Source organism: Comamonas composti DSM 21721 (genome assembly GCF_000429845.1).
In the GTDB taxonomy this organism is placed as follows: Bacteria; Pseudomonadota; Gammaproteobacteria; order Burkholderiales; family Burkholderiaceae_C; genus Comamonas; species Comamonas composti.
This window is the reverse complement of the sequence record NZ_KE386973.1, coordinates 56306-78528: the sequence shown is the minus strand read 5'-3', so window position 1 is coordinate 78528 and position 22223 is coordinate 56306. Positions and strand designations below refer to the sequence as shown.

The following is a 22223-nucleotide window of genomic DNA, read 5'->3' as shown; positions in this document are numbered from 1 at the left end:
GCCAAGAAGGCTGCGGCTCCTGTGGCAAAGAAAGCCGCTGCACCCGCCAAGAAGGCAGCTGCTCCTGTGGCAAAAAAGGCCGCTGCACCCGCCAAGAAGGCTGCTGCTCCTGCGGCAAAGAAGGCCGCTGCACCCGCACCCAAGAAAGCCCCAGCTCCCAAGAAGACTGCTGCATCCAGGAAGGCTGCAGTTGCTGCCCCTGCTCCGGCACCTGTGGCACAGACTCGCCTGGCGCCTCAAGCTGCGTGGCCCTTTCCCACGGGCAACAAGCCCTAAGGCTTGACTCCCCCATGAAAAAAGCCCGGCATGTTTTCCGGGCTTTTTTCATGGGGGCCGTACTTCCAGATCAACCCGCAGAGTCATCTGCCGGACATTGGAAACTCTGGGATCCTTGAATCAAGGTTTGGGAAAATCCAGCACATAGTTTTGCGGGCCACGGCTTGCAATCTTCAGCGCGCCCATGCGGTTGCCGAGTTCGGCACAGCGCACCAGATCCCATCCGCGCTCCAGCCCGAACAGCAGGGCACCACGCCAGGCATCGCCACAGCCCGTGGGATCGACAATCGCCTCGGGCTTGACCGCCGCCACGAGCTGCTTTTGGCCCTGACGCCAGACCTCGCAGCCCTGGCTTCCCAAGGTCACGATCAGGCCTTGCACCTTCTTCGAGATATCTTCCAGACTCCAGCCCGTGCGCTCGCACAGCATGCGGGCTTCGTAGTCGTTGACTGCAACCCAGTCGGCCTGCTCCACAAAGGCACGCAGCTCCGCACCATCGAACATGGGCAAGCCCTGGCCGGGATCGAACACGAAGGGAATGCCCGCTGCCTTGAACTGGGCTGCATGCTCGAGCATGGCCTGGCGCCCATCGGGAGCGATGATGCCCACGGCGGCCTGCTCACGCATGGCGGGCGTGATCCGGTTGCCGTGCGCCTGCATCATGGCACCAGGGTGAAAGGCCGTGATCTGGTTGTTGTCGCGATCGGTCATGATCATGCACTGGGCCGTATGCGTGTCCTGCAACTGGCCCACATGGGCGGTGGAGATGCCCAGTTGCTGCATGCGCTGCAGATAGTCGCCACCATCGCTGCCCACCATGGCCATGGGCCAGGCCTCGCCCCCCAGCAGCTTGAGCGCATAGGCGATATTGCCCGCGCAGCCACCGAAGTCGCGGCGCAGCGTGGGCACGAGAAAGGAGACGTTGAGGATGTGCAGTTGGTCGGGCAGGATCTGGTCGGCAAACCTGCCTTCAAACGTCATGATGTTGTCGAAGGCAAGCGATCCGCAGATGAGAGCGGCCATGGTCTGAACTTTCTTGAAATATCAGGGATAAAAAACCAGGGTGCGATAGCCTGCTACGGAAAGCTCGGGCTCTCTCACCTCCACGATGGTGTTCAAACTCCACTCGGAGTTGGCCTGTATCAGGGCAGGCGCCCCCAGTTGTTCGAGTCGCACGACACGGCGCACCAGGGGGCGGTCCTGGGCATCGGTCAAGGTGAGCTCCAGGGCCGGCATGGCAACGGCCGCACCGGAGCGATTCTCCAGGGTGACGCTCCATTCATAGCGGCCTGCCGCGATCTGCCTGAAGCCCGAGCTGTCTATAACCACATCGGCAATACCTTGGCGCGGCTGTAATTCACAGCCGGCTTTTGCACAAAGCATTTCAAGAGCAGGCTGCAGATTCGGATACCGGGCTGCCAGCTCATCACGCTGCTGCCAGAGCATCTGGGCCGCAAGCAGGCCGGCCGCCATGAGGCTGGCCAGACCCAGCAGCACGCGTACGGCAGGCCTGGCCCAGAAAGCCTTGCGTCTGGCCTCGCGCACAAAACCGGGTTCGACCTCGGGAAGAGCGCAGATATGGCGTGCATCGCTGTCCGGCCAGGGCAAAGGCTCTGGCTCGGCTTGAGCTTCAGACTCCGCATGCTCCTTTTGCTCAGGCTTTTGCTCATCCGACTCGGCTTGCCGCTCTTCAGTCGCCGAAGGGGCCGGAAACGCATCGGGCCGTATCGTCTGCTTTGCCAGATCCTGCGAGACGATGCCGGCAGGGTCTGGCGCCGCATGAGCGGCTTCTTCATCCTCCTGGCTGTCTGCTGGTTCCGATGGCTCTGAAAGGCTTTCTGCAGAGACGGTGGCGGGCGCCTCCCGGCCTGACACCTGAGGCTCGAGCTCATGCAACACAGCTTCAGATTCAACGGCCTGCGGCCGAAGCTCGGCGTGGCCATCGTCCGAAGATGCACCAGGCAGCTCGTAGCCCTCCGAGACCTGGTCAACCTGCTGCAGCTGCAGCCCGGGGGGTGGGGCATCTGCATTGCCGCCTGCATCGGCCGGGGCAGGCAGCGTCTCGGAGCTGGCCTCCTCGTCCTGTGACGGTAGCTGGCTCAGGCTTTGCAGTGCATCAAAGACCTCGTTGCACATGCCACAGCGCACCCAGCCTTGCGATATGCGCAACTGATCGGCCACGACTTTGAAGCTCGTGCCGCAAGCAGGGCAACTGGTGACTTGGCTCATGAGGCAACGATTGTAGAAAGGTCTACGTAAATTCCTGGCAACTCAATTATTCATGGCGCCGCGCACTATCCGCAGGCAGCGGACCTGCCTGCAGGAAGCCAGAACCGGCCCAGGCAGGAATGCGTTCAGAGAGCAGGCAGCTGCGGCCGTCAAAGCACACGGCGGCTCAGTCGTTTTTCCTGCCCGCCGTCATCAAAATCCAGCCATCTTCACTATCGGCCACCTCGAGCGCCAGATAAGGCGCGTAAGCCTCTTTGAGCTCCTCGGCCTGGCGCTCAAGAATGCCTGCCAGCACCAGGCTGCCGCCTGCAGCCACGCGAGCACACAGCAAGGGGGCCAGCACCTTGAGCGGCGTGGCCAGAATATTGGCCAGCACGGTCTGGTATTCACCTTGAGCAGCATCGGGCAGGCCGGCCTGCAACTGTACGCGGTTGACTTCGGCGTTGTAGCGCGTGGACTCGACGGCAGCCGGGTCGATGTCCACGGCGTCGATCCCGCTGGCGCCGAACTTGGCCGCGCCAATCGCCAAGATGCCCGAGCCGCAGCCATAGTCCAGCGTGCGGCCCAGTTGACCCTGGGGCTGGCGCGCAATCCAGCGCAGGCACATGCGTGTGGTCGGATGCGTTCCCGTGCCAAAGGCCAGACCCGGGTCAAGACGTATGCTGATCCTGGCCTCGGCCGGTGGCTCGTGCCAGGAGGGCACGATCCAGAACTCGGGCGTGATGTCCACGGGAGCGAATTGCGACTGGGTCATGCGCACCCAGTCCTGTTCGGGCACGGACTGCACGGCAAGAATGCGGCAGCCTTCAAAAAAGTCCTGGGGCAGCAGCAGATCGCGCGCCTCCAGTGCCGCAGCCTCACTGGGGAACAAGGCCACCAGGCGGCTGCGCTGCCAGCCCTCCTTGGGCGCAGGCATGCCGGGCTCGCCGAACAAGGCCTGCTCGGCTTCGGTCTGGGCATCGGCGTCTTCCACCGATACGCTCAAGGCATCCAGTGCGTCCAGCGCCTCGCTAATGGTCTCTACCCGATCTTCGGGACATAGCAGGCTCAACTCGAACATGGGCCCATCCTTTGCTAAAAAATGAAAATGCCGGCCCTTGTTTCCAAAAGCCAGCATGCGGGGTCAAGATGCGATGCCGCAGATCACCGTTTGCCGGTGCCGCGCAGCGTCAGCCACTCTTCGAGGTAGTGGATATTGGTGCCGCCTTCCATGAACTTGGCGTCCACCATCAAATCCTGGTGCAGGGGGATATTCGTCTTGATCCCTTCCACGACGGTTTCGAGCAAGGCCGTGCGCATGCGGGCCAGCGCCTGCTCGCGCGTATCGCCATGGACGATGATCTTGCCGATCATGGAGTCGTAGTTGGGCGGCACGAAGTAGTTGTTGTAGACATGCGAGTCCACGCGCACGCCCGGGCCTCCGGGGGCATGCCACATCGAAATGCGGCCCGGCGAAGGCATGAAGTTGTAGGGATCTTCGGCGTTGATGCGGCACTCGATCGCATGACCCTGGAGCTGGGCATTGATCTGGCGCTGCGTGAACGGCAGCTTCTCGCCGGCCGCGACCATGATCTGGTTGCGCACGATGTCCACACCCGTGATGAGCTCGGTCACCGGATGCTCGACCTGCACGCGGGTGTTCATCTCGATGAAGTAGAACTCCCCGTTTTCGTAGAGGAACTCGAACGTGCCGGCACCGCGATAGCCGAGCTTCTTGCAGGCGGCGGCGCAGCGCTCGCCGATCTTCTCGACCAGGCGACGCGGAATGCCCGGGGCCGGCGCTTCCTCGATGACCTTCTGGTGGCGGCGCTGCATGGAGCAGTCGCGCTCGCCCAAATAGACGGCATTCTTGAAGTTGTCGGCCAGAATCTGGATTTCCACGTGGCGCGGATTCTGCAGGAATTTCTCCATGTAGACCGCAGGGTTGCCAAAGGCCGCACCGGCCTCGGCCTTGGTCATCTGCACGGCATTGACCAGGGCAGCCTCGGTATGCACCACGCGCATGCCACGGCCACCGCCGCCACCCGCAGCCTTGATGATGACCGGATAGCCAATGGACTTGGCGATGCGCCGGATCTGCACGGGATCGTCGGGCAGCTCGCCGTCCGAGCCCGGCACGCAGGGCACGCCAGCCTTGATCATGGCCTGCTTGGCCGAGACCTTGTCACCCATGGTGCGGATGTTTTCGGGCGTGGGTCCGATGAAGGTAAAGCCGCTTTTTTCCACGCGCTCGGCAAAGTCGGCGTTCTCGCTCAGAAAGCCGTAGCCGGGGTGGATGGCCTCGGCATCCGTGACCTCGGCAGCCGAGATGATGGCCGGCATATTCAGATAGCTCAGCGACGAAGGGGCCGGGCCTATGCAGACAGCCTCGTCGGCCAGCTTGACATATTTGGCATCGCGGTCTGCTTCGGAATACACCATGACCGCCTTGATGCCGAGTTCGCGGCAGGCGCGCTGGATGCGCAGGGCGATTTCACCCCGATTGGCAACCAAAATTTTCTTAAACATGAAGATCCTCGCGGCTTCTTGCCTGCACTTGAGCACAGAACATTGCCGTCAATTCAGCCAGTGACTCGATCGCGTCTGGCATGCGAGTGTGCTGTAGGGCCATGCCCGTGCAGGCTGTTGCCTTGTGCTCACTCAATGACGAACAGAGGCTGGCCGTATTCCACGGCCTGACCGTTTTCGCCCAGGATGCGCGTCACCGTGCCGCTCTTGTCGGCCTCGATTTCATTGAGGATCTTCATTGCCTCAACGATGCAGATGGTGTCACCTTCCTTGATCTGGCTGCCCACCTCCACAAAAGGCTTGGCACCCGGGCTGGAGGCACGGTAGAACGTGCCCACCATGGGAGACTTGACGACGTGGCCCGCAGGAGCTGCTGCTTCAGCCACAGGTGCAGCGGCAGGCGCCGCTGCTGCCGCCACGGGCGCAGCCACGGCAGCAGCTTGCATGGGTGCAGCAACAAACTGCTGCACCACCGCCCCCTCGCTCTTGACGATTCTGACCTTGCCTTCGGCCTCGGTGATCTCGAGTTCCGACACGTTCGATTCAGACACCAGATCAATGAGGGTCTTGAGTTTTCGCAAATCCATGAGTGCTCCAGCGGCAACAACTAAAAGAGGCGCGAATTTACCCTAAATCCGCGCTTCTTCGCGCTTTGTCACATATTTTTCATCAATTTCAGCATGGGATAGGGTTTCCCCATCGCCCTTGCCCACAAAACCAGGAAATCAGGCTTTTTGACTCCAAAGCTCCAGATCCTTGGCGCTAAGTTCGCCTATTTTACGTTGTTGCACGTTTCCTCCAGAATCCAGGAGCAGGGTGAAGGGCAGCCCCCCCTGCAGATTCCCCAAAGCCCTGGTGAGCGCCAGCCCCCCGTCCTGGGCCAGGGCTATGGGAAAGCGCAGCGGCGTACGCGTCAGAAAGCGGCTCACGGCCTCGGCCTTGTCCACGGCCAGCCCCAGAACCTGAATGCCGCCATCACCCTGGCTAGCAGCAAATTCGTCAAGCATGGGCAGCTCCCGCACACAGGGCGGACACCAGGTGGCCCAGAAGTTCACAAGCAAGGCCTTGCCGCGCAGGCTGGCCATGGGCAAGGCCTCTCCGCCAGGTGTCACAAAGCTGCGGCTCCAGAGCTGATCCTCGGCCCTGGGCTCCATATCGTGGGGCTGAAAGCGCCACCAGGCCAGGCCTGCACCACCGGCCGCAGCAGCAGCCCCCACCCCTAGCGCCAGCCAATGGCGACGCTGTTGATTGATCTTGCTCATGTCTGGCCCTCTTTCTCCAAAAGCCTGCGCAAAGCCTGGGTATCACCACGCTGGCTGCGCCCGCGCGCATCGGGCTTGAGCGCTCCGCGCAAGTCGTCATGGTCATGTATCAGCAGATGCAGGCCCACGTTTTCGTTCAATGGCTGGCAGTGCACGTGGATGCTCAAGGCCTCCACGTTCTGCCCCGTGAATCCCTTGACCGTGCTGGGCCCGTAGCTCACCTGCTGGTTGATGAGGGCAATTTCGGCCGATTTGGGGTCGTCACAGAAAAGTTGCAGAAAAATATCCGACAGCCGCGTGGCCGTGCCGCGCCAGACGGCGCCGGCCAGATGCGGGCGGAACTCCGCCAGCCTCTCCATCCATGACAGGGCCAGCTCGCGCAGGGCCTGCAGTTCCCGGGGCTGGGTATCCGCACAGAACAGCGCTATGTATTCGCGCACGGCTTCTTCGAGCTGGTCATTGCCTGGCAGGGCCGTGCGCACAGGCAGCCCCAGTTGGCGCACTGCACGCTGCTTGGCGGCGCCCCAGTCCAGCCCTTCCTCGACCACGATGCGGGCGGCCACATGGGCGATTTCGACGCTTGCATGATCCTGGCTCATGATGACAACCTCCTTGCACGACGGCCTGTCCTGCCCCTGTCTGTCAGGTTTGCGGACAAGCCTTGTTATCCCTTCTCTCCATCTCCTCGGAGATGAGAGCAATTTCCGGCCTGCAGCTTCCAAAGCCTGAAGAACCCATGAACAGCGCCCCTGCCCGCCCGGCTGCGCCCTGACCAGGCTGTCCGTCCCGCCAGAGAGTCACGAGCATTGTGGCCCAAGCCATGGCCACAGTCGGACAACCTTTGGAATCATCAGGTTTCATAGCTGGTAGCGCTGGATCACTCTGTATTTCAGCTCATTTCATTGCTGAAAATGAGCTATGACAAGTGGTAGCCGCTATCTTTTCAAGAGTAATACAGCAATGCATGCGGCATGCTCAGCAAACGTAGAATGCCCGGCCATGCACATACATATTCTGGGCATTTGCGGCACATTCATGGGTGGACTGGCAGCGCTCGCGCGCGAGGCCGGCCATCGCGTCACGGGTTGCGACGCAGGCGTCTACCCTCCGATGAGCGATCAGCTGCGCGCGCTGGGCATAGAGCTCATCGAAGGCTATGGCACCGAGCAGATCGCGCTGCAGCCCGATATCTATGTGGTGGGCAATGTGGTCAGCCGCGCACGGCTGGCCGACGGCCGGCCCAAGTTTCCGCTCATGGAAGCGATTCTGGAGACCGGCGCCGCCTATACCAGCGGGCCGCAATGGCTGTCCGAGCATGTGCTGCACGGCCGCCACGTGCTGGCCGTGGCCGGCACCCATGGCAAGACCACGACCACATCCATGCTGGCCTGGATTCTCGAGTGCGCGGGCCTGGCCCCGGGCTTTCTGGTCGGCGGCGTGCCCCTGGATTTTGGTGTCTCGGCGCGGCTGGGAGCAGCCAGGCGCCCGGCAAAAGGCCCGGGGCCCATGGGCGATCTGCCCCTGTTCGTGATCGAGGCCGACGAATACGACACCGCGTTTTTCGACAAGCGCAGCAAGTTCGTGCATTACCGCCCGCGCACGGCCCTGCTGAACAACCTGGAGTTCGATCACGCCGACATCTTTGACGATCTGGCCGCCATCGAGCGCCAGTTCCACCACCTGGTGCGCACCGTCCCCGCCACGGGCCGGATCGTGGTCAATGGTCTGGAGGAGAGCCTTGCACGCGTGCTGCACCAGGGCTGTTGGAGCGAGATCTGCCAGTTCGGCGCGGCCGTGAACGAATTCAGCGCCTCGGGTCAGCCTTCGGACTTCGAGGTCTTGCGGCGCGGCGAGAAGGTCGCGCATCTGCAGTGGGACTTGAGCGGCGTGCACAACCAGCTCAACGCGCTGGCTGCGATCGCTGCGGCCGAGCATGTGGGCGTGAGCCCGGCCCAGGCCTGCGAAGCGCTCACGCGCTTTCACAATGTCAAGCGCCGCATGGAGTTGCTGGGCCAGGTCAACGGCATCAGCGTCTATGACGATTTTGCCCATCACCCCACGGCCATACGCACCACGCTGGACGGACTGCGGCGTCAGCTCGGCAGCCAGGCCCGCATACTTGCAGTGTTCGAGCCGCGCAGCAACACCATGAAGCTGGGCACCATGAAGTCCCAATTGCCCTGGGCGCTGGAAAGCGCCGATCTGGTGTTCTGCCACACTGCCGGCCTGGACTGGGATGCGGCCCAGGCCTTGCAGCCCCTGGGCGTCGGTCCGGGCCAGCGCGCCCAGACTGCAGGCGAGATCACCGATCTGATCACCCAGATCCATGCAGCAGCCCGACCGGGCGACCATATCGTCTGCATGAGCAATGGCGGCTTTGGCGGCATTCACGCCAAGCTGCTTGCGGCGCTCAAGAGCTGAGCGCCAGATCCGCACACCCGATCAAAAAACGCCAGACAAGCTGGCGTTTTTTGCTTCAATGGCCTGGGCAAGCCATCAATAGCTGATGGACATGGCCGGCACATCCACCCGGATCAAGGGCTTGACCAGCACGGCCTGAGCTGCCAGTGCATAGCGTTGGCGCCACGCCTCATCCTCGAACAGATTCGGGGTCCGCGCAGCACGCGCCACCACCACCAGCTTGTCGGCCAGCAAGACCTTGCCGCTGGCACGCAAGGGTTCACAGTCCATGGAGATGAACTGCTGATCCAGCCACTGGCGTCCTTCGTCGGAACTCAAAGATGCCAAATCCTTGGTGTCCACCCGGTATTCATGCTCGGCATCCAACACCACGATTACTTCACTGCGCATGGAACTCCTCTCGTCAGTCATTGATCAGCCTGCCTTGGCTGCGCGGCCTTGCGCATTGTCTCCAGACCAAGGCGCGGGCCTTACGGCCGTCCTGCCTCAACCCATGCAGAGCAGTCCTGCATGTCATGAGCCCCCAGAAGGGGGTATCGAAAGCCCCGGCCTTGCAGGCCATTTCCCAAGCTTAACCGCAAGCCTTGCGGCAGCCCGGCATCCGGGCCTGCAAAACCTCATGCCGGCCCCGAATAAGCGGACAAATGGCGACTGTCTAGCGCAGATCAAGACCCGGGACTACCCGGACACCTGCGAAACCCAGCTTCCAGGCCGCCCGACCTGAGAGCGTGAACACGCACCAAGGGAGATCACCGATAGTTTTCCTCTGTGCAAATCCTTGATCGGCATAAAATTAACAATTACTATCAATCATCATAGAAAATCAAATAAACCTATCATGAGCATTGCGCGCACTCGCTGGGTACAGGCCTCCCTACTGGGCGCCTGCCTGACCCTGGTTTCCTGTGTCGGCGGGGATGAGTCTCTTCATACGGACAGCTCTGTCTCCCCCGGCGGTGAGACGCCCGGTACAGGCCCAGATCCCGGCAACCCGCCTGCAACAGGGGCCCCTTTTGTGCCCAGCGCCGAGGATCTGCCGCGCAACCCCGATATCTATGTCTATGGCAATCCGCAATCACCACGTCTGCAACTGCTGGAAGTCGACGTGCTCTACCAGGACACCAAGGCTCCCAAGGCTCCAGGCCCTTACCTCGTGGACAAATACAGCTGCGCAGAACTGAGCACGCCTCCCGAAAGTTACCCGGGCGGCAAGGTCACGCTGGACACGGTCCATCTTGACGAGAATGCCGATGACGCCTGCCAGCCCGAAATCAAGGTCAAGGTCAGCAGCAGCGATGGCCTGATCAGCGCTGCCGATGCCAAGATGCGCTTGCGCGGCGCAAGCACGCGCAAGGCCAAACTCAAGTCCTACCGCGTCAAGCTCGACAAGAGTGTCCAGCCTTGGTATGGCGAGAACACCTTGCAGTTCAACAAGCATCCCTGGGATCTGACCCGCATACGCAACAAGCTGGCCTTCGACCTCATGCGCCAGGTGCCCTATCACGAAAGCCTGCGCACCCAGTTTGCCCACCTTCGCTACAACGACGGCGCGGCCATCAGCGACCTGGGCTTGTTCACCCATGTGGAGAAAATGGGCGATGCCTATCTCGAACGCCGTGGCTGGATTGCAGGCTCGAACGTCTACAAGATCGAATCCTTCAATTTCGGCTTCGGCGCTGACGTCCAGGCCAGACTCAAGCCCATGCCGAGCACGGACCAGGAAGTCGCAGAATTCGAGAAGGTGATGTCCATCGAGGCCGACTCCGGCAATCACCAGGGCATCATCAACGCCGCCAAGGCTCTCAACGACGGCAGCACGCCATTTACCCAGGTCTTTGCGCGCCATTTCAACCGCAACAACTACCTGACCTGGCTCGCAACCGCGATCCTGCTCGGCAATTACGACACGCGCACCCAGAACTTTGGCCTCTACCAGCCTCTGGGAACTGAGAAGTTCTACTTTCTGCCCTGGGACTATGACGGCGCCCTGGGCTTTGCCCAGCAACCCGGCGAAGACTATTACACCCAGTGGTCGCTAGGCATTGGCAACTGGTGGGACAGCCCCTTGCACCGCGGCTTTCTGTCCCAGCCAGGCAATATCGCCCTGCTCAAAGCCGCTGTGGACGAAATCCGCAGCAAATACCTGACCGATGCAGCCGTAAAGGCCCTGCTGGACAGCTATCGCCCGATTGTCGAGCCCTTCATCGATAGAGCGCCCGACAACGCCGGCCTTGCCACCAACGGCACGGACACGCCAGCCCAGCAATGGGATGCCGAATACAGGCGCCTGCAAACCGTGATCGGCAAAAACCACGAGTTCTTCCTCGAAAGCCTGGAGCGGCCCATGCCCTATTGGCTGTCCGCCGAAGACAAGAGCGGCCAGCTGGACCTGGACTGGAGCTGGCCCCAGCCCTTCCACCCCGGGAACAAGCCCTTGAGCTACAAGATAGAGATCGCCAAGGCCGAGCCCGGAAAAGAGCCGTTTGCGAATCTGTACCAGCCTGCGGCAACGCTATCCGAGCCCGCGTACAAGCTCGGCAGCCTTCCCGCTGGCGACTACCTGGTGCGCGTGACGGCCAGCGATGCGGCCGGCCACTGGACCAACGGCTTTGACAGCTACGAGCTCGACGGCAAGCCGGTGCACGGCACGCTGTGCGTGAGAATGCCCGGCGCCGGGGAGTGTGACTGAGACCCCCAGGCCAGGGCCATGAACCAGGAGGCGGCTTACAATCGCCTCCTCTTTTCCCCGGCTCCTGCCCTTCATGACGACCCAAGCTCCTGCCCCCATGTTGCTGCAGTTGCTGCATCAGCTAGAAGACGAGATGCGCAGCCAGCAACTGTGGTCGGCCACACCGCCCAACCCCGAGGCCCTGGCCTCGACCATGCCCTTCATGTATGACAGCCTGCAGTTGCATGAATGGCTGCAGTGGGTGTTTGTGCCAAGGCTGCGCGCCCTCATAGACGCCCAGGGCCAGCTGCCTTGCCAAAGCCACATCCATCCGCTGGCCGAGCATGAATGGAGCCAGCGCAGCGACTTCGACGGCCGCCGCATGCTGACCGTGCTGCTTGCACTCGATGAGCTGCTCAACACCTGCGCCATGACGCCGCCCGGCGAAGCCCCCCATTGAAAACGCCCCGACGTGCGGGGCGTTTTCACCGAAGCAGACTTGCCTCTCAGGCTGCGGCCAGGGCCTTGGACTTGGCTTGTGCGGCCTGACGGCGCTGCTGGACTGCGCTGGAAAGCTCGGCCAGGGCCTGCAGGGAATCGTCCCAGCCCAGGCAGGCATCGGTAATGCTCTGCCCATAGGTCAGACCGCCCACGTCATCCTTGCCGGGAGTGAACTTCTGGGCGCCGGCCACCAGATGGCCTTCGATCATTACGCCGAACACGCTGCGCGAGCCACCTGCGATCTGCGCTCCGATATCGCGTGCCACATCCATCTGGCGCTCATGCTGCTTGGAGCTGTTGGCATGGCTGCAATCCACCATCAGCGTCGCAGGCAAGCCGGCCTTCTCCAGATCTGCGCAGGCCGTGGCCACGCTGGCTGCGTCATAGTTGGGCGCCTTGCCACCGCGCAAAATGACATGGCAGTCCTGATTGCCCGCCGTGTGCACGATGGCCACCTGCCCGTTCTTGTGCACCGACAGAAAATGGTGGCCGCGGCTGGCCGACTGGATTGCGTCCGTGGCAATGCGGATATTGCCGTCGGTACCGTTCTTGAAGCCTATGGGCGCCGAAATCCCCGAAGCCAGCTCGCGATGCACCTGGCTTTCCGTGGTGCGCGCACCGATCGCGCCCCAGCTGATCAGGTCGGCTATGTACTGGGGCGAGATCACATCGAGAAACTCGCTGGCTGCAGGCACGCCCAGGCGATTGATGTCGATCAGCAACTGGCGCGCAATGCGCAGGCCCTCGTCTATGCGATAGCTCTGGTCCAGATAGGGGTCGTTGATCAGTCCCTTCCATCCCACCGTGGTGCGCGGCTTCTCGAAGTAAACGCGCATCACCACTTCCAGTGTGTCCTTGTACTGCTCGCGCACTGCAGCCAGGCGGCGCGCATAGTCGATGGCTGCAGCAGGGTCATGGATGGAGCAGGGCCCGACGATGACCAGCAGACGGTCGTCCTCGCCCTGCATGATGTTGTGAATGCTGCGCCGCGTGTCGCTGATCAGGGCTTCCACGGGCGTATTGCGAATGGGGAAAAAGCGAATGAGATGCTCTGGTGGAGGCAACACGGTGATGTCCTTGATACGTGCGTCGTCGGTCTGTCCTGTTTTGGGAGAACCGCCGCGATACCAGGAATCGGCGAGAGAAGCTTGATGAGCAGTCATTGCAGGCTTTCGGTTGTGGGATGGTTGGAGTTGGAAACGGGTATAAAAAAACCGCCGGGCTTTGCAGCTTCGGCGGTTCTTTGGAGGTCTTGTATTTTGGGTGCTCGCGCGCCTACCTCTCATCCGCCAGGGAGGAGAACCAAAAGTAAAAATAAAAGGCGCGGTGGGCTTGCATAAGCATTCAATGTAGCACAGTCGTTTTCAGCGGTGCAACACCTGCCCCTCAAGCCGGGCAGCCCCGCAGCAGCAGAAAACCCCTTCTTCAGAGAGAAGAGCGAATTTTTTCGAAAATCAAATAATCTGCAAAATTTAACAAAAAATGCAATAAAAGATCAAATCAATCACCAAAACAATGATTGATTTGCATATTTATTGCATGAAAAGTGGAATAGTAGAAAAATCACCATCTGCTTTGCAGCGTGCCTCGAAAACCACACCCAAGCTTGAACCAGGGCAGGAAAAATGCAACGTATTGCAAACGCTGCATCACTCGTTCCAACCACCATCGAGGCCCCACGTCAGGGCTGCAAAAATCTGGCACCCATAAAAAAACTGCCCAGGACATGCCTGGGCAGAGTGAGGGAAAGATGCCGTCTCAGCGCATCAACGCAGAGATTGCAGCGCTCCAACGCGCCTGCGTAGAGATCGTGAACACGCTCTAAGCGGTTCCGCCCACGGTCAGTCCGTCAATGCGCAGCGTCGGCTGGCCCACGCCCACGGGCACGCTCTGACCTTCCTTGCCGCAGGTACCCACGCCACTGTCCAGGCGCATGTCATTGCCGATCATGGAGATCTGCTTGAGCGACTCGGGGCCGCTGCCGACGATGGTTGCGCCCTTGACCGGATACAGAATTTTTCCGTTTTCGACCCAATAAGCCTCGCTGGCCGAGAACACGAACTTGCCGCTGGTGATATCCACCTGGCCGCCGCCGAAGTTGGTCGCATACAAGCCCTTCTTGATCGAGGCCACGATTTCCTGCGGGTCCTTGTCGCCGCCCAGCATGTAGGTATTCGTCATGCGCGGCATGGGAATGTGGGCATAGCTTTCACGCCGGCCATTGCCCGTGGGCGCAACCCCCATCAGGCGGGCGTTCATTGCGTCCTGTATGTAGCCCTTCAAGATGCCGTCCTCGATGAGCACATTGCGCTGACTGGCACAGCCCTCGTCGTCCACATTGAGCGAGCCGCGGCGGTCGGCCAGCGTGCCGTCGTCGAGCACGGTCACGCCCTTGGCCGCGACCCGCTGGCCTATGCGGCCGCTGAACGCGCTCGAACCCTTGCGGTTGAAGTCGCCTTCCAGGCCATGGCCCACGGCTTCGTGCAGCAACACGCCGGGCCAGCCCGGGCCCAGCACCACGGTCATCTCACCAGCCGGTGCAGGGCGTGAATCCAGATTGACCAGGGCTGCATTCACGGCCTCGTCCACATACCCGGAGATCTGCTCGTCGCTGAAATAGGCGAGGCCGAAGCGGCCACCGCCGCCGGCCGATCCGACTTCGCGCCGCCCCTTTTGCTCGGCGATCACGGTCACCGACAGGCGCACCAGCGGACGCACATCGGCGGCCAGCGTGCCATCGGCGCGTGCCACGAGCACCACGTCGTATTCGCTGGCCAAGCCCGCCATGACCTGAACGATGCGCGGATCCTTGGCGCGCGCCAGTGCTTCGACCTTGCCCAGCAGCTCGACCTTGGCCGTGCTGTCCAGCGAGGCGATGGGATCGAGCTCGGAATAGAGGCTGCGGCTGCCTGCAATCCTTGGCTTGCCCACGCGTGCGCGACGGCTCTGGGCGGCCCCCGCAATCGCGCGCACGGTGTGCGCGGCATCGAGCAAGGAGGCCTCGGAGATGTCGTCCGAATAGGCGAACGCCGTCTTCTCGCCGCTGACCGCGCGCACGCCCACGCCCTGGTCTATGCTGAAGCTGCCGGTCTTGACTATGCCTTCTTCAAGACTCCAGCCTTCGGCGCGCGTGTACTGGAAATACAGATCGGCATCATCGACTTCGTGGCGCCGGATCTCGGCCAGGGCACGCGAGAGATGGGATTCATCCAGGCCAAAGGGCTCCAGCAGCAACTGCCTGGCCGTGACCAAGCGTTCAATAGTGGGTTCACGAGAGATCATGGGGCCCGATTGTAGAGAGCCAGCCATGTCCTGACCATGGAAAAGGGCAGGCTCTTCGACATCGCACGCACGCATAAAAAAGGACGGAATGCCACCCCACCAGGCTGGACGGCATTCCGTCTGCAGAGAGATTCCCCTCACACTCAGGCTCACACTTCAAGCGCCGTCTTTTTATGCACTCTTTGTAACCCCTGTAATACACACTGACAAGGGGGAAACAAGCAGGAGCTAGGGGAAAACAGGAGCTGGCAGCGCCTTTGCAGCGGACATTTCAAGGGTAAACCCAGGCAAAACTCCGGGCTGGCATGGACTTTCTGCTCTCATTCGCCCATCAAAGTGGTCCACTGCCCTCACTGGGCAACTGCCTTTGCGAGCGCGCTACCGACATCAGCACGCCCAGCGCCAGCCCCAGGGTCACCATGGCCGTGCCGCCGTAGCTCACGAACGGCAGGGGCACGCCCACCACGGGCAGGATGCCGCTGACCATGCCCATGTTCACGAAGGCGTAGGTGAAAAAGATCATGGCCACGGCAGCGGCCATGAGCCGTGCGAACAAGGTATTGGCATGCATGGCAATCGCCAGGCCCCGCCAGACCAGCAGCAAAAAGGCCGCGATCAGCACCAGGTTGCCCACCAGGCCGAATTCCTCGGAATAGGCCGCAAAAATGAAGTCCGTGGTGCGCTCCGGGATGAATTCCAGATGGGTCTGGGTGCCTGCCATGAAGCCCTTGCCCCAGATACCGCCGGAGCCGATGGCGATCATGCCCTGGATGATGTGAAAGCCTTTGCCCAGCGGGTCGCGCGTGGGATCCAGCAGGGTGCAGACCCGGGTCTGCTGGTATTCATGCAGCACCGGCCAGCGCACGCCTTCGGCACACAGCTGCGGTTCGAACCAGACGATGAGGCTGACACCGACCACGCCCAGCACCACCGGGGGAACAATGAGTTTCCAGGGCAGGCCCGCAAAGAAGATCACCGACAGCCCGGCGGCCAGAACCAGCAGCGAGGTGCCCAGATCGGGCTGTTTCATGATCAGCCCCACGGGAATCATCAGCAGCCCCGCCGCAACCACGAAGTCCAGGCCGCGCAACTGGCCTTCACGGCGCTGGAACCACCAGGCCAGCATCAGCGGCGTGGCGATCTTGAGCAGCTCCGAGGGCTGTATCACCAGGCCCACGTTGATCCAGCGCTGGGCCCCCTTCTTGGTGATTCCGAACAAGGCCACGCCAATCAGCAAGGCCACGCCCACCGCATACAAGGGTACGGCCGTCTTCATCAGATGCTGGGGCGGAACCTGGGCCACGACAAACAGGATGGCTGCAGCAATCAGCATGTTGCGTCCATGCTCGATGAAGCGCGTTCCATGGTCAAAGCCCGAGGAATACATGGCCAAAAGCCCGATGCCCGCAAGCACGCCCACCAAAAGCAACAGCACAAAGTCAAAGCCCCGCAGCAGCGGGAGGATTCGTTGCAGCAATGAGGGCTTGTCAAATTCGGTTGCGGACATAGGGCGCCATTATCCTGCGGGCAACCCCATTCCCCGACCTCCCGCTGTGTTATGAAGAGCCAAGGCAGGCCGCCCTGCCTCGGGCCTTCCCCTGTGCAGGCGCTCGGCCATCGCGGCCACAATCTGTTTGGCAGACTGCCTGCCCGACGCAGGCATTCACTTACCAAAAAAGCACTTCATGACTCTTACCCATTTGCTTTATCTGCATGGTTTCAGATCCTCGCCCCGATCGGCCAAGTCGCGCCGCCTGTACGAGCACATGGCAGGCAGGCACAGCCAGGTGCGCTGGTGGAGCCCGCAACTGCCACCTTCGCCGCGCGAGGCTGCGGCCCTAATTGCCGACGGCATCGCCAACTGGCCGCGCGAGACCATGGCCGTGGTCGGCTCCTCCCTGGGCGGCTTTTATGCGAGCTGGGTGGCCCAGCTGGCGCGCTGCAAGAGCATCATGCTCAACCCTGCGGTCAATCCCGCCCGCGATCTGGAGAAGTACATAGGCGAGCTCACGGCCTGGCATGACCCCGAGGAGCGCTTTTTCTTCAGGCCCGAATATGTGGACGAGCTGCGCACCCTGGACACGCGCAGCATGACACCGGCCGCGCCCGAGCTGGTCATCATCGCCCAGGGCGATGAAGTCCTCAACTGGCGCGAGATGAGCCAGCGCTATCCCCATGCGCTGCAGATCGTGCAGGAAGGTGGCGACCACGCCTTGAGCAACTTCGAGGAATACCTGCCCAGGATCGACGAATTCCTGGGGTTGAAGTGACTGGCGGACCGCTTGCGCGCGGCCCCGTCCCGGTCCGCGCCTTGTCGGCCTGACGCTGTCTTGACCGCCTCCCGTCAATCGCGCGCTGCAGGACAGGCGACGCATGGGAGAATACGCGGCTATGCATGCATTGTTTGAAGAAGCCGGCAAATTTCTGGCCGGCCGCATCCTCTCCGAAGCCGACACCTCTGCCCAGGTCGAGCTGGACTCGGGCAAGCGCGTCAAGGTCAAGGCCGCGAATATCCTGCTCAAGTTCGACAAGCCGGCTCCGGCCGAGCTGATCGCCCAGGGCCAGGCGCTGGCAGCCGAGATCGATCTCGACCTGGCCTGGGAGTTCGCGCCCGAGGAAGAGTTCGGCTTTGTCGATCTCGCACGCGATTATTTCTCCGACAACGCAAGCCTGCCCCAGCAGGCCGGCGCGCTGTTTGCGCTCTACGAGGCGCCTCACTACTTTCGCCGCGCAGGCAAGGGCCGCTTCAAGAAGGCGCCCGCCGAAATCCTGCAGCAGGCCCTGGCCGCGATAGAGAAGAAAAAGCAGATCCAGGCCCAGATCGAGGCCTGGGGCCAGGAGCTGCAGGCCGGCCAGTGCCCGGCCGCGATCCGCGAGCAGCTCTACAAGATTCTCTTTCGGCCGGACAAGAACGCCCCCGAATACAAGGCCGTGGTCGAGGCCAGCCGCGCAAGCAAGACCGCACCGCTGGAGCTGCTGCACCGCGCGGGCGCCATCGATTCCGCCTACCAGTTCCACTGGAAGCGCTTTCTGTTCGACAACTTCCCCAAGGGCACGCAGTTCCCGCCCTTGACCGCGCCCCAGCCACCGGCCGACCTGCCTCTGGCCGACGTCCAGGCCTTCTCCATCGACGACTCGGCCACCACCGAGATCGACGATGCGCTGTCGGTGCGCGGCCTGGGCACGGGCACGGTCACCGTGGGCATCCACATTGCCGCACCGGGCCTGGCGATCACGCCCGGCGGCGACCTGGACAAGCTGGGCCGCACACGCCTGTCCACGGTCTACATGCCGGGCTACAAGATCACCATGCTGCCCGACGAGGTGGTACAGATCTACACGCTGGACGAAGGCCGCGCCAACCCCGCCGTCTCGCTGTATGTGACCGTGGACGAGGCATCGCTGGAGACCACCTCCAGCCAGACCCTGCTGGAGCGCGTGCCCGTGCAGCACAACTTCCGCCACGACAAGCTCGATCACATCGTCACCGAGGATTGGCTGGCCGACCCGTCCATCAGCGTTGAAAACACCCCCGAGGCCTTGCTGGGCAAGCGCGCAGAGCTCATGTTCTTGCAGCGCTGGGCTCGGCATCTCAAGGGCCGGCGCGAGGAAGTGCGCGGCAAGCCCGAGAACTTCAGCCGCCCCGACTACAGCTTCCGCCTGGTCGGCAACGACGGCAACGAGCCCGATGGCAGCGAACGCGTGGAGATCTCCACACGCAAGCGCGGTGCTCCGCTGGACCTGATCGTGGCCGAGGCCGCGATCGTGGCCAACAGCACCTGGGGCAACTGGCTGTCCGACCTGGGCGTGCCCGGCATCTACCGCAGCCAGGCCAGCCTCGCACCCGGCATCAAGGTGCGCATGTCCACCAAGGCCCTGCCGCATGCGGGCATAGGCGTCAAGAGCTATGCCTGGGCGACCTCGCCGCTGCGCCGCTATGTGGACCTGGTCAACCAGTGGCAGATCATCGCCTGCGCGCGCCACGGCCAGACGGCCGCCCTGGCCGCGCCGTTCAAGCCCAAGGATGCGGAGCTGTTCGGCATCATCAGCAGCTTTGACGGCGCCTACAGTGCCTACAACGGCTACCAGGCCGGCATGGAGCGCTTCTGGACACTCAAGTACCTGCAGCAGAACAACATCACCGAGATCGACGCCGCCGTCATCAAGGACAGCATGGACGGCGGCTTTCTCGTGCGCGCCGACAACCTGCCGCTGGTGCTGCCCGTGCTGGGCGCGCAGAACATGCCGCGCGGTGCGCGCGTGCGCGTGCGCCTTGGGGAAATCGACGAGATCTCCCTCGATGTCACGGGCGCGCTGGTCGCGCGCCTTGACGACCCCGAGGACCGCAGCGACGATGCCCCGGTCTCGGAAGAAGACGACGACCAGGCCGTGGCCGGCCCTCTGGCCATTGCCGTGGACATGAACGAGGCCGAGCCACCTGCGGCCGATACCCCCAAGGACTGAGCCCCACCGCGCCGTGAGACTGCCCAACGCCCTTCGCCAGCTGAGCACGCTGCAGATCGCGCTGCTCCTGTCCGTCACCGTCCACGCCGGTCTGCTCACCGTGCGCTTTGTCGCACCCGAGCGCTTCGACCGCATCTTCGAGGACACGCCCCTGGAAGTGATCCTCGTCAACGCCCGCTCCAACGAGGCACCGGACAAGGCCCAGGCCATTGCCCAGGCCGCGCTGGCCGGCGGCGGCGAAGCCAGCAAGGGCCGGGCCAGCAGCCCCCTGCCCTACTCGGCGCTCACGGCCGTGGGCGAGGACTTCGAGGAAAGACAGCGCCAGATCGACGCCATGCAGGCCCAGCAGACCATGCTGCTGACCCAGTTGCGCGACCAGGTCTCGGCCCTGCCCCCCATGGACCCGCGCGAAGCCGCCCAGCCGCAGCAAAATAAGGCCGAGCAGGAACGCCGCCAGCAACTGGTCAAGCTGCTGGCCGAGATCGAAAAGCGCATCAACGAGGAAAACGCGCGCCCCAAGAAGCGCTACATCAGCCCGGCCACGCGCGAAGCCGTCTATGCCACCTATTACGATGCGCTGCGCCACAAGATCGAGGAGAAAGGCACACAAAGCTTTCCCGAGCATGCGGGCAAGAAGCTCTATGGCGAGCTGGTGATGATCATGACCGTCAACCACGACGGCCGCGTGCTCTCCACCGAAGTCGTGCAAGGCTCGGGCAACCGCGTCCTGGACACGCGCGCCCAGGCGATCGCCCAGGCTGCGGGGCCGTTCGGCCACTTCGGTCCGGCCATGCGCGCCAAGGCCGACCAGATCGCCGTGGTCTCGCGCTTCAAGTTCACGCGCGACCAGACGCTGGAAACCAGCGTGCAATAACCGTTTACCACTCAGCCGCTCCCTGCATGACTGCCTTCCCCGAAAAAAAAGACCGCTACTGCGTCATGGGCCATCCCGTGGAGCACAGCCGCTCGCCCTGGATACATGCACGCTTTGCCGAGCTCACCTCGCAAAGCATGGGTTATGAGCGCCAGCTCGTCGCCCTGGACGGCTTCCCCCAGGCCGTGCAGGACTTCGCCGCTGCCGGCGGGCGCGGCTGCAACGTCACCGTGCCCTTCAAGCATGAGGCCGCGCAAATCGCCACCCACGCCAGCGAGCGCGTGCTGCTTGCCGGCGCGGCCAACACCCTGGTCTTCAGCCCGCAAGGCATTCACGCCGACAACACCGACGGCCTGGGCCTGGTGGCCGACATAGAGCGCAATGCAGGCCTGGAGCTGGCCGGCCGCAAGCTGCTGCTCATAGGCGCCGGCGGCGCCGCAGCCGGCGCGCTGGGTGCGCTGATCGCGCGGCGGCCTGCGCACATCATCGTGGTCAACCGCAGCTTCGAGCGTGCGCGCGCGCTGGTGGAGCGCCATGCGCACTGGGCCGCGCAGCACCAGGTGAGCCTGCAGGCCCTGGAGCTGCAGGCGCTGCCATCGCCCTTTGATATCGTGATCAACGCCTCGGCCAGCAGCCTCGCCGGCGACCCGCCTCCCGTGCCCGCCAGCGTGCTGCATGCGACCAGCCTGGCCTACGACATGATGTACGGGCCGGCAGCCCAGGGCTTTCTGCAATGGGCTGCCGACCATGGAGCCCAGGCGCGTGACGGCCTGGGCATGCTTGTCGAGCAGGCGGCCGAAGCCTTTGCCCTGTGGCGCGGCCAGCGCCCGCCCTCGGCCCAGGTGCTTGAGGAGCTGCGCGCCCAAATGCATGGGGATGCGGCCTAGCGCCCAGCAAAAAGAAGAGCTGCTAGCGCTTGCCTATAGGCACTTTCAGCATTGAATCACCTTGAAATCGTTTAGAGACAGGCGCTAGCAGCTCACTTTTTAAAGATACCCTCAGATGAAAGCCCTGCTCCGCCTTGGTCTGCTCGTGGTCTGCGCGTTTGTGCTGCTGCAGCTGTTCTTCGTGCTGCGCATTGCGCTCATGGCCGGGGTCGATCCCGAGTCCACGGCCTTTCAGCGCTCCGAAGCCTGGCGCCTGGCAAACAGTGCACAAGGCCTGCGCTGGCGCCAGCAATGGGTGGACTACGGCCATATCGCAGAAACGCTCAAGCGCGCCGTCGTGGCCTCCGAGGACGATGGCTTCAGCGAGCACGGCGGCGTGCAGTGGCAGGCCGTGGAAAGCGCCTGGGAGCGCAACCAGCGTGCCCAGGCCAGGGCCGAAAAATCCTCCAGCAGCCGCCCGCCCAAGATCTATGGCGGCTCCACCATCACCCAGCAACTGGCCAAGAACCTGCTGCTGTCGGGCGAGCGCAGCCTGCTGCGCAAAGGCCAGGAGCTGGTACTGACCCAGGCGCTGGAGCTGTTTCTCTCCAAGCAGCGCATTCTGGAGATCTACCTCAACAGCGTGGAATGGGGCGAAGGCGTGTTCGGCGCCGAAGCTGCAGCCCGGCATTACTTTCGCAAAAGCGCCGCCCAGCTCACGGCCGCCGAGGCCGCGCGCCTGGCCGTGATGCTGCCCCAGCCCAAGCGCTTCGAGAAGCTGCCCAACTCCGCCTATCTGCTGCAGCGCACGCGCGTGGTCATGGGCAGAATGAAAGAGGCCTCGCTCCCCTGAGCCGCCGCTCTCGCCTCCT

Annotated in this window: 19 protein-coding genes and 1 pseudogene; 9 read left to right on the top strand and 11 right to left on the bottom strand. The window is 62.8% G+C overall.

Annotation, left to right across the window (positions count from 1 at the left end; translation table 11 throughout):
* Positions 1 to 276, top strand: a pseudogene (locus tag G486_RS23815) (hypothetical protein); the annotation flags it as partial.
* Between the two features lie 120 nt (positions 277 to 396).
* Here G486_RS23815 and G486_RS0120075 read toward each other — a convergent pair.
* The 7 genes from G486_RS0120075 to G486_RS0120045 form a co-directional block, all read right to left on the bottom strand.
* A complete protein-coding gene (locus tag G486_RS0120075; RefSeq protein ID WP_027017146.1) occupies positions 397 to 1299 on the bottom strand; it encodes a carbohydrate kinase family protein in 903 nt (300 codons plus the stop codon).
* Between the two features lie 21 nt (positions 1300 to 1320).
* On the bottom strand, positions 1321 to 2505 hold the full coding sequence (locus G486_RS0120070; RefSeq protein ID WP_027017145.1) for a zinc-ribbon and DUF3426 domain-containing protein: 1185 nt from the start codon (positions 2503 to 2505) through the stop codon (positions 1321 to 1323).
* Between the two features lie 166 nt (positions 2506 to 2671).
* A complete protein-coding gene (gene prmA, locus G486_RS0120065; protein ID WP_027017144.1) occupies positions 2672 to 3565 on the bottom strand; it encodes a 50S ribosomal protein L11 methyltransferase in 894 nt (297 codons plus the stop codon).
* 83 nt (positions 3566 to 3648) lie between these two features.
* Entirely contained in the window at positions 3649 to 5013 is a 1365-nt protein-coding gene (gene accC / locus G486_RS0120060; protein ID WP_027017143.1) for an acetyl-CoA carboxylase biotin carboxylase subunit, read from the bottom strand.
* 128 nt (positions 5014 to 5141) lie between these two features.
* Complete coding sequence (gene accB, locus G486_RS0120055; protein WP_027017142.1) at positions 5142 to 5600, bottom strand: acetyl-CoA carboxylase biotin carboxyl carrier protein; 459 nt, start codon at positions 5598 to 5600, stop codon at positions 5142 to 5144.
* A 138-nt stretch (positions 5601 to 5738) separates the two neighbouring features.
* Positions 5739 to 6275: a TlpA family protein disulfide reductase gene (locus G486_RS0120050; protein WP_034388594.1), complete on the bottom strand. Its 537-nt coding sequence runs from the start codon at positions 6273 to 6275 to the stop codon at positions 5739 to 5741.
* A complete protein-coding gene (locus G486_RS0120045) occupies positions 6272 to 6874 on the bottom strand; it encodes a hypothetical protein (RefSeq protein WP_027017140.1) in 603 nt (200 codons plus the stop codon). The genes G486_RS0120050 and G486_RS0120045 overlap by 4 nt, the downstream gene beginning before the upstream one ends.
* Positions 6875 to 7274: 400 nt before the next feature.
* On the opposite strand from G486_RS0120045, the gene mpl reads away from it, so the two are divergent.
* Complete coding sequence (gene mpl / locus G486_RS0120040) at positions 7275 to 8696, top strand: UDP-N-acetylmuramate:L-alanyl-gamma-D-glutamyl-meso-diaminopimelate ligase (protein ID WP_027017139.1); 1422 nt, start codon at positions 7275 to 7277, stop codon at positions 8694 to 8696.
* Between the two features lie 75 nt (positions 8697 to 8771).
* Here the strand turns inward: mpl and G486_RS0120035 are convergent, their stop codons facing one another.
* Positions 8772 to 9086 carry a hypothetical protein gene (locus tag G486_RS0120035; RefSeq protein WP_027017138.1) on the bottom strand — a complete coding sequence of 105 codons (315 nt, stop codon included), beginning with the start codon at positions 9084 to 9086 and terminating at the stop codon, positions 8772 to 8774.
* A gap of 448 nt (positions 9087 to 9534) precedes the next feature.
* On the opposite strand from G486_RS0120035, the gene G486_RS0120025 reads away from it, so the two are divergent.
* Both G486_RS0120025 and G486_RS0120020 read left to right on the top strand, forming a co-directional pair.
* Positions 9535 to 11385: a CotH kinase family protein gene (locus tag G486_RS0120025; RefSeq protein WP_027017137.1), complete on the top strand. Its 1851-nt coding sequence runs from the start codon at positions 9535 to 9537 to the stop codon at positions 11383 to 11385.
* Between the two features lie 73 nt (positions 11386 to 11458).
* Positions 11459 to 11824, top strand: coding sequence for a YqcC family protein (locus tag G486_RS0120020; protein ID WP_027017136.1), 366 nt, complete (start codon positions 11459 to 11461; stop codon positions 11822 to 11824).
* Positions 11825 to 11870: 46 nt separating this feature from the next.
* Here G486_RS0120020 and G486_RS0120015 read toward each other — a convergent pair whose 3' ends face one another.
* The 3 genes from G486_RS0120015 to rodA all read right to left on the bottom strand — a co-directional run bounded on the left by G486_RS0120015 (position 11871) and on the right by rodA (position 16654).
* Positions 11871 to 13028, bottom strand: coding sequence for a 3-deoxy-7-phosphoheptulonate synthase (locus G486_RS0120015; RefSeq protein WP_027017135.1), 1158 nt, complete (start codon positions 13026 to 13028; stop codon positions 11871 to 11873).
* 658 nt (positions 13029 to 13686) lie between these two features.
* Positions 13687 to 15147 (bottom strand): metalloprotease TldD, encoded by a 1461-nt coding sequence (tldD, locus tag G486_RS0120005; RefSeq protein WP_027017134.1) that lies wholly within the window; start codon positions 15145 to 15147, stop codon positions 13687 to 13689.
* A gap of 331 nt (positions 15148 to 15478) precedes the next feature.
* Positions 15479 to 16654, bottom strand: a complete 1176-nt coding sequence (gene rodA / locus G486_RS0120000; RefSeq protein WP_027017133.1) for a rod shape-determining protein RodA — start codon at positions 16652 to 16654, stop codon at positions 15479 to 15481.
* A gap of 178 nt (positions 16655 to 16832) precedes the next feature.
* Here rodA and G486_RS0119995 point away from each other — a divergent pair, with 178 nt between their 5' ends.
* From G486_RS0119995 to mtgA, 5 genes are all read left to right on the top strand, one after another.
* Positions 16833 to 17417 (top strand): YqiA/YcfP family alpha/beta fold hydrolase, encoded by a 585-nt coding sequence (locus G486_RS0119995; RefSeq protein ID WP_027017132.1) that lies wholly within the window; start codon positions 16833 to 16835, stop codon positions 17415 to 17417.
* 121 nt (positions 17418 to 17538) lie between these two features.
* A complete protein-coding gene (locus G486_RS0119990; RefSeq protein WP_027017131.1) occupies positions 17539 to 19611 on the top strand; it encodes a ribonuclease catalytic domain-containing protein in 2073 nt (690 codons plus the stop codon).
* A gap of 13 nt (positions 19612 to 19624) precedes the next feature.
* Positions 19625 to 20485 carry an energy transducer TonB gene (locus G486_RS0119985; protein ID WP_027017130.1) on the top strand — a complete coding sequence of 287 codons (861 nt, stop codon included), beginning with the start codon at positions 19625 to 19627 and terminating at the stop codon, positions 20483 to 20485.
* Between the two features lie 26 nt (positions 20486 to 20511).
* Positions 20512 to 21372 (top strand): shikimate dehydrogenase, encoded by an 861-nt coding sequence (gene aroE, locus G486_RS0119980; RefSeq protein WP_027017129.1) that lies wholly within the window; start codon positions 20512 to 20514, stop codon positions 21370 to 21372.
* Between the two features lie 115 nt (positions 21373 to 21487).
* Positions 21488 to 22204 (top strand): monofunctional biosynthetic peptidoglycan transglycosylase, encoded by a 717-nt coding sequence (gene mtgA, locus G486_RS0119975; protein ID WP_027017128.1) that lies wholly within the window; start codon positions 21488 to 21490, stop codon positions 22202 to 22204.
* The last annotated feature ends 19 nt before the right edge of the window (positions 22205 to 22223 follow it).